A 13,470-nucleotide genomic window follows, 5' to 3' on the forward strand; every position below is an offset into this window, starting at 1 on the left:
GTGGCCTGTTCCTATAGGGACCTGTCTACCGCAGCATTCCAGCGGCTATACATGTCCGCAACAGTGCTCTCGCTCATCTTCGCTGCCCACGTCTGATCAGTCCTGATGTAGCGCTTCAGCTCTTCAAGGTCTTTCCACAAACCTGCGCCTAAGCCGGCTGCAAAAGCTACCCCACTGGCGGTGGTTTCAATATCCATTGGCCGTACAACCTCTACTCCCAGGAGGTCGGCCTGCATCTGCATGAGCAAACTATTGGCAGTCATTCCTCCGTCCACCCGTAGGAGCGTTAGCTCCTGACCCGAGTCTTGAGCCATGGCATCTGTGACTTCGCGGACCTGGAAAGCAGTTGCCTCCAATGCGGCGCGCGCGATATGCGCCTTGGTTACGTAGCGAGTAAGTCCGGTGATGATTCCTCGGGCATCAGGCACCCAGCGAGGAGCAAATAGTCCGGAGAAAGCGGGGACGATGGTAACGCCGCCGCTGTCAGGAACGGTCAACGCTAGTTGTTCCACTTCGGCAGCAGTACTGATGAGGCCAAGGTTGTCGCGCAGCCATTGAATGAGCGCACCACCCATGGCCACGGACCCTTCCAGTGCGTACACCGGTTCTTGGCCGCGCAGTTGGTAGCAGACCGTGGTGAGCATGCCACCTTTGGAGATGACCTTCTCCACACCAGTGTTGAGCAGGAGGAACAGGCCAGTTCCGTAGGTGCATTTAGCCTCTCCCACACCAAAGCATCCTTGACCGAACATTGCCGCTTGCTGGTCGCCGAGCACCGCGGTAATGGGGACGCCGGCGAAAGGACCGTGGTGCTTGATTACGCCAAAGTCATCCACGCTGGCTCGGATTTCAGGAAGCATGGATGGGTCAATACCCAGCTCTGAGCATTGTTGTGGAGACCACTGGCACGTCTCTATATCCATCAGCAGTGTGCGGGATGCATTCGTCACATCCGTGAGATGCTCGCCGGTGAGTTTGAAGATCAACCAGGAATCGATGGTGCCAAACGCCAACTCACCGCGGGACGCTTTCTCGCGGGCGCCCTCGACATTATCCAGAATCCACGCGATTTTTGGCCCCGCAGGGTAGGAATTAGCCAACAGGCCAGTGCGCTCATGCCACGTGTACTGGTCACCACCAGATAAGGTGGCGGCAACCGCGTTGGTGCGGGTGTCCTGCCAGACGATGGCGTTGTAAATGGGGTTGCCGGTCTTGCGGTCCCATACCACGGTAGTTTCTCGCTGATTGGTGATTCCGACGGCGCAGATGTCGGTGGAATCCACATCTGCATCGGCTAGAGCGTGCGCCATCACTAGGCGAGTGTTGTTCCAAATTTCCTGCGGGTCATGCTCCACCCATCCCTGCTCAGGGAAGATCTGATTATGGTCGCGTTGACCGATGCCCACGCGCCTACCGCACGCATCGTAGATGATGCAGCGAGTAGAGGTGGTACCTTGATCAATCGCGGCTACATAGTTGGCCACTTAGATCCACCTCTCCATGACGCGGGCTACTCCAAAATCATCGTTGGTAGTGGTGATCTCGTCCGCAACGGACTTCACGGAGTCACGTGCGTTGGCCACCGCAACTCCGTGCCCAACCCAAGAAATCATCTCGAGGTCATTAGGCATGTCGCCAAAAGCAGCGATGTCTTCCTTTTCCACACCTACTATCTCCGCAACATCTGCAACGCCCGTGGCCTTGTTAATGCCAGGAGCCATGATCTCCAGCAGACCGTCATTCATGGAAAACGTCACGTGCGCCATGGATTCTGGGATGACGGGACGCACGCGCTCGAACATCTGCGCTGCGGTTAACTTATCGTTGCGCAGTAGGAGTTTCATAGCAGGGCGCGCGAGCAGCGTTGCTTCGTCTGTGATGCCGTGTTCGTTAGAGTCCCAGCTGTGCGTGAAGTCTGGGGTGGTGGTAAACAGCTCGCGGGTGTCTTCGAACGCTGATTTGCCCGCACGCTCAACAGCACACTCCACGCCACCTAAGTCTTCCAGAGACGCACGCGCAGAGGTCACCACTGTTCGCAATACCTCGGATTCGAGGTTGTGAACTTTGAGGATGCGATCAGCATCCGAGTCATAGATAACTGCGCCATTGGCGCAGATGCAGATCGGCCGAACGGGAAGCTGCTCCAGTACGTAAAAAATCCACCGTGGTGGGCGCCCCGTGGCGAGCGCAAAATAGCCACCTTGACCCACGAAAGCCGTGATGGCGTCGCAAAGCCGTGGGGTGATGCGTTCTTGGCTGGTAATTAGGGTTCCGTCGACATCACTGACCACCATACGGGGCCGGAACTGCTCCGTCATCACTACTTCCCCAGCTTCGCGCGGATAGCTGACACTACGGACTTTGCCTTGCCTGCTATACCGGTAGAGCCCTGAGCAGCACGAGCTTCCTCAGCGGCGATCTTCTCAGCCCGCTTTTGTGCGCGACGCTCGCGCTCTTTAGTCTCAATGACGGTGGCTTCATCGATGGTTGGGGCGCTACCACCTAGTGAAGCAGGCATCCAGTTTTCGCCGTCAGGAAATGGTCCGTACTCTGCAGCGTAGTCAGCGCGAACCTGTTCAAGCAGCTCCTGCATTGCGCTGCGCAGGCGCTCGGTCGACTCCTCCAAGCTGCCGTCGGTAGAAATAGGCTCACCAATGCGAACCCATACTGGGAAGTGGTTGCGACCAAGCTTCTTTGGATACCCCTTGCTCCACAGACGCTGCGAACCCCAAATCACAGCCGGGATCAGTGGGCAGTCTGCCTGTTGTGCGATACGCACGGCGCCCGTCTTCAGCGCCTTGACTTCAAAACTGCGAGAGATGGTGCCCTCAGGGAAAATGCCCACCAAGTTGCCCTGGTTCAAGGAGTCCACGGCGTCGTCCATGCTGGCGGCACCAGCGAAACGATCAACCGAGATGTGCTTCATGCCTCGCATGAGCTTGCCCACCACAGGCACGTCAAAAATCTCTTTTTTGGCCATGAAACGTACCACGCGCTTTCCGCGTACGTAGGCCGCGGTGCCGCCGAAGATGAAGTCATAGTAGCCAGTGTGGTTGAAAGCAATAAGCGCTGGGCCCTGGGCGGGGATGTGTTCCGGATTCTGGATGGTCATCTTCACGCCTTGGGCGCGCAGAACCGCGATGATGAGCGGGATAACCGTGCGCCCGTACAGTGACTCTTTGGCCTCAATTGGGTGGTCGGCTACCTTTTCCAGGTCCTTAGATACTCGAAAAAAGCCGCGCTTTTCCCAGTTGCTCATTGTGTTCTTCCCCTTATAAGTAACGTAACGTTCCTTATAGCTTATCGACGATTCCAAGCAGCAAAGAAAGCAGCGCCACCAATGGGGCGCTTGGTTACACAACAACAGGGGTGGGGCGCCTGCTTTGCATAGGCAAAGCAGGCACCCCACCCCTGTGAATATGCGTCTATGTTACAGCCGAAGACTGCGCACGCTGGTTACTTGACCGGCTCGAGCACTTCCTTGCCCACGAATGGCTGCAGTGCCTTTGGCACGAGTACGGAACCGTCAGCCTGCTGGTTGTTTTCCAGGATGGCAACGAGCCAGCGAGTGGTTGCCAAGGTGCCGTTCAGCGTTGCCGCGGTCTGCGCCTTGCCGTTCTCGTCGCGGTAGCGGGTGGAGAGTCGGCGAGCCTGGAAGGTGGTGCAGTTGGAGGTAGAGGTGAGTTCGCGGTAGGTGTTCTGGGATGGAACCCATGCTTCGGTGTCGAACTTACGGGCAGCGGAGGAGCCCAGGTCACCACCAGCTACGTCGATGATGCGGTAAGGAACCTCAACAGCGGAAAGCATCTCACGCTCCATGTTCAGGAGTGCCTGATGCTGGGCCTGAGCTTCTTCAGGCTTGCAGTAGACGAACATTTCTAGTTTGTCGAACTGGTGCACGCGCAGGATACCCTTGGTGTCCTTGCCGTAGGAGCCAGCCTCACGGCGGAAGCAAGAGGACCAGCCAGCGTACTTCACTGGGCCATTGGACAGATCGATGATCTCGTCCTGGTGGTAGCCGGCGAGTGCGACCTCGGAGGTACCAACCAAGTAGAGGTCATCGCGCTCAAGGTAGTAGATCTCCTCAGCGTGGGCGCCAAGGAAGCCGGTTCCCTGCATCACTTCTGGACGAACCAGCACTGGCGGAATCATGAGCTGGAAGCCGTTGTCGCGCGCCTTCTGAGCCGCCAGGTTAAGCATTCCTAGCTGCAGGAATGCGCCGTCACCGGTGAGGTAGTAGAAGCGTGCGCCGCCCACCTTGGTGCCGCGCTTCATATCGATCAGGCCGAGGGCCTCGCCAAGATCCAAGTGATCCTTTGGCTCGAAATCGAACTGTGGCTTTTCACCAACGTGCTCCAGCACAACGAAGTCATCTTCGCCGCCAGCTGGTGCGCCTTCCACAACGTTGGATAGCTTCATCTGAAGATCAAATACTGCCTGTTCAGCAGCTTTCTGCGCCTCATCGGCTTCCTTGACCTTGTTCTTGAGCTCGTTGGAACCCTCGAGCAGAGCTGGGCGCTCCTCCGGGGAGGCCTGGCCAATCTTCTTGCCAAATGCCTTCTGCTCGCTGCGGAGCTCATCGGCGGTAGAAATGGCGGATCGACGTGCCTCATCGGCAGCGATCAGCTCGTCAACCAGCTGGGGATCCTCACCACGGGTGCGCTGGGACTCTTTTACAACGTCAGGGTTTTCACGCAGAAACTTCAGATCAATCACGGCTATTACCCTACCCCGTTTGGCCTTGCTTTTCGACACGCACCCAGCGCAAAGGGGCACTGTGCCCCGGCGCGCGCCCGCGCGCAGTGCTCCTTGCTTTTTGTGCGCGGTGTCGGCAAGCACCACATTCTTAGATAGGACACCGCTGCATGCGCAGCTTTTCCATAACCACCGCAGAGCCCAGCGCACTGCCGTGCAGCGTGTTAAATTTTAGTGAGATAGCCCAATTCCTGTTCTGGTTATAACAACAAGGGTTAGAATGATATGCATGACCGACATTCATCCGGAGCTACCAGCACGCCCCCTGACTGACGGATCCAGTATTCCGAAGCACGCTCAGCTCAGGGAAATTCTTGAGGAGATCTGCACCGAGCACCTCCGCCCAGGCGACATGCTGCCTGGTGAGCGCATCTTGGAGGAGACCTACGGCGTCTCCCGCATCACGGTGCGTCGTGCCATTGGTGACCTTGTGGCCAGCGGAAAGTTGCGGCGCGCCCGTGGCAAAGGCACGTTCGTTGCTCACGCGCCCATGGTAGCGCGGATGCACCTGGCTTCTTTTAGTGATGAGATGCTCTCCCAGAACTTGACCCCCAGCTCCAAGATCTTGGCGGCAGCGTGGACCGTTCCACCGAATGACGTGTCCGTATTTTTCGACTCATCCCCTCAGGCACCGCACACGCACCTGCGCCGCCTGCGCTTAGGCGACGGCGAGCCCCTGAGCATCGATGATGCGTGGTACAACGCGCGCTTTGCGCCGGACCTGCTGGAAAATGACGTGTACAAATCCGTCTACAACATTCTTGATGTCCACTACGCGGTGCCCATCTCTGACGCTGATCAAATTGTCACCGCCGTGGTAGCTGATGATGAGATCGCATCATTGCTGGAGATCGATCCAGGTACGCCACTGCTGAAAGTCTTGCGTAAGGCCCGTTCCAATGACCGCCCAGTGGAATGGTGTTCTAGCCTATACCGCACGGACCGCTACGCGATCCAAGCAATAGTAGAGAAAGCCTAAGGCAACAGTTGATGTCTGGGAGCCACAAAAGTAGCAATCTTTTGTGGCTTTTCCGGTTTAAGGTGGCATGATGGGAGGCACTATGAAGAATTCTTGGCGTTCCGCGAAAGCAACCCGCATCATGCTGGTTGCCGCTTTGGCATCGACCACAGCGTTGAGCACCTACAACATTATTGACAGCCGCGAGGGTGGCTCCACCCAGCAGGCGATCAGCCCCGGCGAATCCGCCGTGGGTTCGGATGTTGAGTTCACCGCCGCCACATTCACCACCGCTGACGCCGGCGCCTGTCTCACGTGGCAAGAAGCTGGGGAGGGCTCAGACATCGCAGGTTTTGAGCAAACTAACTGCGATAGTGATCACCGCTTTGAAGTGTCTTCCCGTGAGGATCTCTCCGCCTACCCATCGTCCGAGTTCGGCGATGACGCTCCCATGCCAGACCTCACCCGCCAGGCTCAGCTGCGCGAAGAGCTTTGCCTGACGCCAACGCTGAGCTACCTCGGTGGCGTGTTTGACCCGCTGGGTAAGTACTCTGTGGCGTCCATCCTCCCGCCGCAGGAGTTTTGGGAGCAGGGTGACCGCACCCTGCTATGCGGCATTCAGGCTACTGACGATCAGGGCAACGTGATCGCTACCAAAGGCGCCGCAGCTACCCAAGACCAGGCTCGCGTCGCCCAAGTTGGTGAGTGCGTAGCCGTGGACGCGTCCTCCACTACCCGCGTGGTGGACTGCGCGGACCCGCACCAGCTGGAAACAACCAAGATCGTTGATCTTCTGCCGGTGTTCCCGGAAGGTACGCCTTCCATTGAGGATCAGGACAATCACCTGCGACGCGTCTGCACCCAGGCCGCGCAAGAGTACTTGGGTGGAGATGACGCCCTCTACTACTCCACCCTGCAGCCTTTCTGGTCTACCATCACCGCCAACTCGTGGACCGGTGGTTCCCACAGCGTGAACTGCTCTCTGGTATTTGCTAACCGCAATAAGTCCTTCGGCACTCTCGCTGGCTCGGCAACTGACAAGTTCACCATCAACGGCAAGCCTCCGGCAGCCCGCCCTAAGCGCAGCCCAATTGTGAACCCCGAGCCGCTGGAAGAAGTGGATGGCCAAGCACCTGCCGTCTCCGAGCCAGCAGCACCAGCCCCAGCGCCTTCCGCGGCTCCTGAGGCGCCAGCTCCGGCACCGGCGGCACCCGCACAATAACTATGGTTGAGGTCCCCAACGAGCGCTTTGAGGAGCTAGTGACTCGGGCGCTCGACCTGATCCCAGATGAAGTTCATGACCAGATCCGCAATGTTGTCTTCCTGATTGAGGATTACAACGATGATTGCCCGCATACCCTCGGCCTTTATGAGGGCGTGGGGCTCACGGAGCGCACCTTCGACCACAGTGGATTCTTACCGGACTCCATCACGATTTACCGCGAGGCCTTGAAGGAGTTCTGCACCAGCGAGGACATGTTGGTGGAGCAAGTCCGCATCACGGTCATGCATGAGATTGGCCACTACTTTGGTCTCGATGAAGATGACCTTCACCGGCTTGGGTATTCCTGATTAGCTAGCAAAATGTGGGGGAGGATGTTCGAATGAACCCCACTCCACCCACATGCGTGCAAGTAAAAACGGCGGGCTTTCTGCCGAGCCCTCTCCGCGCCTGCCTCCTTAGAGCTTTACCCCAGCCCAGCTTTCGCAGTGCCACTGCCCAAACGTGCCCTCGCTGACGTCAAGGACAACATATTTACAGTTGGCCATGTAGGTTTCGTACGCGATGGCGTCAGGAACATCCGAGCTGTTTTGCCCAACGATGCGGATGACGCCGCCATGACAGACCACCAGATGGTCCTCATCTTCGCCTAACTTCGCCGCAACCTCCTCCAAGAACGGCTGGTAGCGGGCAATAACATCATGAGGGGACTCGCCGCCCGGCAAGCTATGGTCCAACCCGCCGTGCATCCATGTGGTCAGTGACTCGTAGTAAGCGTGATGGGCTTCCTCATCCCTTCTCCCCTCGTAGTCACCCACAAAGATTTCGTGCAGCCCGAATCTAACGTCCACGGCGATGGAACCTTCAGGCAACCCGCGTTCACGCTCATACGATGCCACGATACGCTGGGCTGTCTGTTGGGTACGGATAGCTACCGCGCTTGTGACGCCGGTGAGGTTTTGTGATTCCTGCGCAAGGCGCACACCAGCATCAATGGCTTGCTGCTTGCCCAGATCCGTCAGTTCCGCACCAGGTGGGCGGGTGTCCAGTATGCGCGCTTCATTGGAGAAGGTCTGGCCGTGGCGAACTAATATGATCCGTCCCATGAGTTATTCCCCCTGTCCAGCACGAATTGCCTCCACCCATGCGCTTGCATTGGTGAAGCTGTCAGTGTCGCGCGTTTCCGCCAATAGTCGCTCGCGTTCGGAAGCGCTTGCCACAGGCCATGATCCTAAGAAGGAGATGATTTCGCTGCGCTGGTGCAGGGCGCGCAACGCTTCAGCAACGGTGTCCTCCGCAACATGACCGTTCAAATGGACATAGAAACGGTAGGTACCCAAGCCGTCTTCGATGGGGCGAGACTCAATGCGCGACAGGTCCACCCCGCGCAATGCGAACTCATTCAGTGCACGCACCAACGCACCTGGCTCATTGTGCAGGGTAAACATCAAGGCAGTACGGTCACATCCGGTGGCAGAGGTGGGCACTCCTGGCTTTCCCACCACCACAAAGCGCGTACGCGCACCGGCCACATCAGCCACGCCGTCTTCAACTACCTCAAGGCCGAACAGCTCGGCGGCGCGCTCCGGCGCCGCCGCCATATCTGCTTTGCCTTCGGCAACCATCTGGGCCGCCGCCGCGTTGGAGGAAGCGGCAACGAACTCATGCTGCGGAACGTGCTTGGCTAGCCACCCCTTCACCTGCTGGTAGGCAACGGGATGGGTGGCCACCGTGCGGACGTCGGCAAGCGACGTGCTGCTAGGCACCATCATGGCGAAAGCGATGGGCAGATCGTGCTCGTGATAGATCTGAACGGCGTCGCCCGATGCCAAGGCATCAAAGGTGGGGGTCACAGAGCCATCCACGGAGTTCTCTATAGCGACGCAAGCGAACGTTGCGTTACTTATACGAACCGCATCGATGGCTTCCTTAGGGCTGGAGCATGCAAGAAGTTCCACTTCCTGCTCCTCTACGCCAAAGCACCCCCGGCGCGCGAAGGCCCAGACGGCGGCTTCGGTGAATGTTCCTTGTGGTCCAAGATAGGCAACTGTCACGCTCATGATGTTTAGCTTAAACCACGTGGCGCTAGGCTTGCCTGTTATGTCCCAGCTTGGTTCAGTTGATCTGCGGGGGTTGGGCTCCAGCTGCGCATGGGTTGAGTAGACCGTGGGGCCTCCCACTCACGCAGGGTATCCGGATCCAGCACCGGGGCATCCACACCGCTGTGGCTAGGCCCCGCCCTAACCACGAACGTTGAGATGAGGAGAGCACACATGATCAGCATGAATGATCGCAGCCGACTTACCCGTGAGATCACCCTGGTGCTCGTCCTCACGTTCGGCATGTCCGGCGTGCGATCAGCACTTCGATTAATCTCTGCGCTTATTGATCCACGCCCACTCAGTGATCAGACCACCACCTTGAACAGCTCTCAAGCCGTGGTCCCGTGGATTGACGCCCTCCTGCAGTTATGCAGCGCAGCGGTATTATTCGGATGGGGAATGCTCGCGCTCTTTCTGCTCGCCAATGTTTCCTACAAGGGCCGGCCCACACCGCTGCCGCGTCTTCACGGGCTTATCGACGCACGCAACTGGGCCCACGGCGCGGGCCTCGCAGCGCTGATCGGCCTGCCCGGCCTCGCGTTCTACGTCACCGCGGTGAAGCTCGGCCTATCTAAAGAGGTAATCCCCACCGGCCTTGATGCGCGCTGGTGGGAGGACGGCGCGCTGCTAGTATGGTCAGCCGCAAACGCCTTTGGCGAGGAAATCGTCGTGGTGCTGTGGCTCATGACTAGGCTCACGCAGCTGGGTTGGAGCCTGCCCGTCATCATCGCCGCCAGTTCCATCTTGCGCGGAAGTTACCACTTGTATCAGGGAATCTCTGCGGGCCTGGGCAACATCATCATGGGTGTCGTTTTTTCCTACTACTTCTACAAAACAGGGCGCGTGTGGCCGTTGGTGATTGCTCACTTCCTGATTGATGCGGTGGCGTTCGTGGGTTATTCAGCCTTGGGCGGCAACCTGAGTTGGCTGGGATTGTAAGATGCCGGCGTGATGGGGCTGTTGTGACAGATGTGTTTTTGGCGGATGACGCGCTACCCTTATATTCATGACTTACGAGGGCCCTTCTTTTCGCGATGAGTACATCCTCGGACCCGATGGAAAACCGATAGTCGACCGTTACGGCCGACCAGTTCGGCGTCGCCAAGCCCAGCGCCGGCCACGCCGCGACCAGCCAACCGCGCAGCAGGGGCCCCGTAACGCGCCTAGCTCGCCCAACTCCCCACGCGACCCGCACGAGTTCCCCGCGCAACGCCCAGCCCAGAGCCCTCAAGGCCCACAGCGCGGTGGCTTCAATGAACCACGTTCCGTAGACTACGCCGGACGGCGCCAACACCAGGCTGGCCAGCCCTACCAAGGGCCAGCCGATCCGGTCGCCGCGGCGCAGGCACGCAACCAGCAGCGCCCGCAGCAGTACATTCCCACTGAGGCGGAACGCGCACGCCTAGAACGTCAGCGCTATGAACAGCAACGCGCCTACAACGCCGCACCACAGGCGCCTAGCTACCAGCTCTCCAATAGGTTCCTCAAAGCCTTGGATGAAAAAAGGCGCAATCCCGTCAAGCTGCGCCCAGCGGGGTGCGCAACAAGCGCAATCTGGCTTGTTGTCATTGTCTTGGTGCTCAACATAGCGGGCGTGTTCTGGCTAGATTCCCAGCTGGAACGCACCCAGGCACAATCACCGAACCAGATCGCTAACACAGCGGGCACGAACTGGCTGCTCGTAGGATCCGATTCCCGCCAGGGCTTCACCGATGAAGAAGCCAACCGCTTGGGCACCGGCGGTGACATTGGTTCCAAGCGCACGGACACCATCATGGTGTTGCACATCCCCAATGCGGGTAAGGCAACGCTCGTGTCCCTCCCACGCGATTCCTACGTCCAAATACCCGGTTACGGACAAGACAAGATCAACGCCGCCTTCACCTATGGTGGTGCGCCGCTGCTTGCACAGACGGTAGAGCAGAACACCGGCCTTCGAATTGACCACTATGCGGAAATTGGGATGGGAGGCCTCGCCAACGTGGTTGATGCCGTAGGTGGCATCGAGATCTGCCCTGCTGAAGGAATTTCAGATCCACTCGCAGGGCTCGAGATTCAGGCTGGCTGCCAGACCATGGACGGCCCCACCGCCCTTGGCTACGTGCGCACCCGCGCCACCGGCCTCGGCGATATCGACCGCGTACAACGCCAACGAGAGTTCTTCAGCGCCCTCGTGAATAAAGTAACCACCCTAGGCACCTACGGTAATCCTTTCCGAGGCTTCCCTACCATTAAGGCCGTTGCACAGTCCTTTACCGTGGGCGAGAGCGATCACGTATGGAACCTGCTCCGCGTCGCGCTTGCTATGCGCTCCGGCGTAGAGACCGTCACCGTCCCATACTCCGGATTCGCCGACACCGAGGTTGGTTCCGTGGTGATGTGGGACCAAGAACAATCCCAACAATTGTTCGCACGTCTGCGGTAGACCAGCACCGAATTCTCGATCCCTGCCCTGCTAGCTACAGCTAGCAGGGCAGTAGTATTTATCCCGTAAGCGTTGTGCGTGCGAGTTAAGAACTGCGAGTTGCTCACTACTGGTTTACCTCCGCAAGGCGTTGGCTCTGGGCTGTCCACGAAAGCCCGCTTGCCCCCATCCGCAGAGTTACGCCACCTTCAGTATGAGGACCTTTCGCGGTTAAAGGTGCCCACGGATGGTAAACGGAAATCCGCCCTTTCCCACCAAGGAGAAAGGACGGATCGCGCCTGAAGCTAGGCTTCTACTTCTCAATCTTTTGAATGAACTGGCCTTCTGCCTCAAGGCGGGCCTTGCGTTCTACCCAGAAGTCCGCATTCTTGATTCCCAGCGCCTCGGGATCAAATTGTGGCTCAAAGCCGGCCTTCTTCTGCTGGCTGTAGTCCTTGAGCGCCTTGAGTGCTGGAACCTGCAGGATGAGGATGGCCACGATGTTGAGCCAAGCGGTAGCACCCACGCCAATGTCACCGAGCAGCCATGCATCACCAGGAGTGGTGGTTGCACCGATGTAGACGGAGATCAGGATGAGAATTCGCAGTGCCCAGATGATCGTGCGACGTGCAGCTGGGTTCTGGACCCAGCGGTTGAGGTAGGTGAAGTTCACCTCGGCCAAGTAGTAGTACGCAACAACCGTGGTGAATGCGAAGAACGAGATTGCCAGCGCAACGAACGCAGCACCCAAACCGTCGGCGTAGGAGTCCAGGCCTGCCTGGACAAATCCAGGGCCTACTGGAACGTCACCGATGGTTGCACCTTGGTAGATGATTGCGCCGTCTTCGGACTCGCCCTCAAATACCTTGTACATGTCAGTGGAGATGATGATGAACGCGGTAGCAGAGCATACGAACAGGGTGTCAATGTAGACAGCGAATGCCTGTACAAAGCCCTGCTTTGCAGGGTGGGAAACCTCGGCTGCTGCTGCAGACTGTGGGCCCGTACCCTGGCCAGCCTCGTTGGAGTAGATACCACGCTTAACGCCCCACATGATTGCCACACCGAGCATACCGGCGAAGGTGGAGTTCAAATCGAAAGCCGACTTAAAGATCAGGCCGAACACTTCTGGGATTTGGTCGAAGTTCATAAACAGAACGACAATCGCGACGATGATGTACAGAACTGCCATGACTGGGACAACCATGCTGGCGAAGTTAGCGATTCGCTTGATACCACCGATGATAATGACGCCCAAGATCACAACCATGGCAAGTGCAGTCCACTTGGTATCAATATTCCACGCGTTCTCTACCGCCGCGGAGACACCATTGGCCTGAACTCCTGGCAGGAAATAGGAGGTAGCCAGGATCATGCAAATTGCAAAGAGGATTGCATAGAACAGCATGAACGGAGCTGCAGAGGTGTGCTTGTAGGCCTTCTCAATGTAGTAGGCAGGACCACCACGGTACTCACCGGTGTCCCGGTCCTTCTCCTTGTAAATCTGCGCCAAGCAGCACTCGACAAAGGAGGTAGCGGAACCAAGCAAAGCCACAACCCACATCCAGAAGACGGCACCTGGGCCACCAAACGCAATCGCTGTAGCAACACCGGAAATGTTACCCACACCCACACGGCCGGCGAGGGAAATCATCAGAGACTGAAAAGAGGAAATACCGGACTCGGATTTTTCCCCCTTCCACAGTTGGCGAATCATATCTGGAAGACAACGGATCTGCAGGAAACCAGTCCTGAGCGTGAAGAAGATGCCTGCGCCTAGGCAGAGGAACACTAGGGCGGGTGACCAGATGACGGTATTCAGAGAATCGATAATGCTGGACATTGCTAACCTCCTTGAGCTTGCACGGAAAACGAGGTGTTTGCCTAGCTAAACTCAGGAAAATGTGAAGTATACGGGTAAAGGTTCTTTAACTATAGACCTACAGATATAATTTTCTCGATTACCAGTAATTTCTTACCCCCAAACCCTTCCCCCGTCGCACCTTAGGCACCACGCTCATATGCAAAA

The 13,470-nt window shown here is 57.8% G+C and carries 12 protein-coding genes; 5 read left to right on the plus strand and 7 right to left on the minus strand.

The annotated features are described in order from the left end of the window. Positions 1–11 precede the first annotated feature (11 nt). From glpK to serS, 4 genes are all read right to left on the minus strand, one after another. Entirely contained in the window at positions 12–1,484 is a 1,473-nt protein-coding gene (gene glpK, locus ACXM2N_RS10925) for a glycerol kinase GlpK (RefSeq protein ID WP_458488642.1), read from the minus strand. After that, positions 1,485–2,318 carry an HAD family hydrolase gene (locus tag ACXM2N_RS10930; protein ID WP_458488644.1) on the minus strand — a complete coding sequence of 278 codons (834 nt, stop codon included), beginning with the start codon at positions 2,316–2,318 and terminating at the stop codon, positions 1,485–1,487. 2 nt (positions 2,319–2,320) lie between these two features. Next, a complete protein-coding gene (locus tag ACXM2N_RS10935; RefSeq protein WP_458488646.1) occupies positions 2,321–3,259 on the minus strand; it encodes a lysophospholipid acyltransferase family protein in 939 nt (312 codons plus the stop codon). A gap of 197 nt (positions 3,260–3,456) precedes the next feature. Then, complete coding sequence (gene serS / locus ACXM2N_RS10940) at positions 3,457–4,716, minus strand: serine--tRNA ligase (protein WP_458488648.1); 1,260 nt, start codon at positions 4,714–4,716, stop codon at positions 3,457–3,459. A gap of 268 nt (positions 4,717–4,984) precedes the next feature. Here serS and ACXM2N_RS10945 point away from each other — a divergent pair, with 268 nt between their 5' ends. The 3 genes from ACXM2N_RS10945 (at position 4,985) to ACXM2N_RS10955 (ending at position 7,285) form a co-directional block, all read left to right on the plus strand. Continuing rightward, on the plus strand, positions 4,985–5,734 hold the full coding sequence (locus tag ACXM2N_RS10945) for a GntR family transcriptional regulator (RefSeq protein ID WP_458488650.1): 750 nt from the start codon (positions 4,985–4,987) through the stop codon (positions 5,732–5,734). A gap of 82 nt (positions 5,735–5,816) precedes the next feature. Further along, positions 5,817–6,935, plus strand: a complete 1,119-nt coding sequence (locus ACXM2N_RS10950; RefSeq protein ID WP_458491146.1) for a septum formation family protein — start codon at positions 5,817–5,819, stop codon at positions 6,933–6,935. A 2-nt stretch (positions 6,936–6,937) separates the two neighbouring features. Beyond that, the gene (locus ACXM2N_RS10955; RefSeq protein WP_458488652.1) at positions 6,938–7,285 is read left to right on the plus strand and encodes a metallopeptidase family protein; all 348 of its coding nucleotides are present in this window, start codon (positions 6,938–6,940) and stop codon (positions 7,283–7,285) included. Between the two features lie 108 nt (positions 7,286–7,393). On the opposite strand, the gene ACXM2N_RS10960 is transcribed toward ACXM2N_RS10955, so the two are convergent. Further along, on the minus strand, positions 7,394–8,041 hold the full coding sequence (locus ACXM2N_RS10960) for a histidine phosphatase family protein (protein WP_458488654.1): 648 nt from the start codon (positions 8,039–8,041) through the stop codon (positions 7,394–7,396). Between the two features lie 3 nt (positions 8,042–8,044). Then, positions 8,045–8,989, minus strand: coding sequence for a prephenate dehydratase (gene pheA / locus ACXM2N_RS10965; protein WP_458491148.1), 945 nt, complete (start codon positions 8,987–8,989; stop codon positions 8,045–8,047). A gap of 219 nt (positions 8,990–9,208) precedes the next feature. Here pheA and ACXM2N_RS10970 point away from each other — a divergent pair, with 219 nt between their 5' ends. Both ACXM2N_RS10970 and ACXM2N_RS10975 read left to right on the plus strand, forming a co-directional pair. Beyond that, complete coding sequence (locus ACXM2N_RS10970; RefSeq protein ID WP_458488656.1) at positions 9,209–9,976, plus strand: CPBP family intramembrane glutamic endopeptidase; 768 nt, start codon at positions 9,209–9,211, stop codon at positions 9,974–9,976. 67 nt (positions 9,977–10,043) lie between these two features. Further along, positions 10,044–11,462 (plus strand): LCP family glycopolymer transferase, encoded by a 1,419-nt coding sequence (locus tag ACXM2N_RS10975; protein ID WP_458488658.1) that lies wholly within the window; start codon positions 10,044–10,046, stop codon positions 11,460–11,462. A gap of 292 nt (positions 11,463–11,754) precedes the next feature. Here ACXM2N_RS10975 and ACXM2N_RS10980 read toward each other — a convergent pair whose 3' ends face one another. Further along, entirely contained in the window at positions 11,755–13,284 is a 1,530-nt protein-coding gene (locus ACXM2N_RS10980) for an alanine/glycine:cation symporter family protein (protein ID WP_458488660.1), read from the minus strand. Positions 13,285–13,470: the final 186 nt, after the last annotated feature.

It is taken from the genome of Corynebacterium sp. ZY180755 (assembly GCF_054331495.1).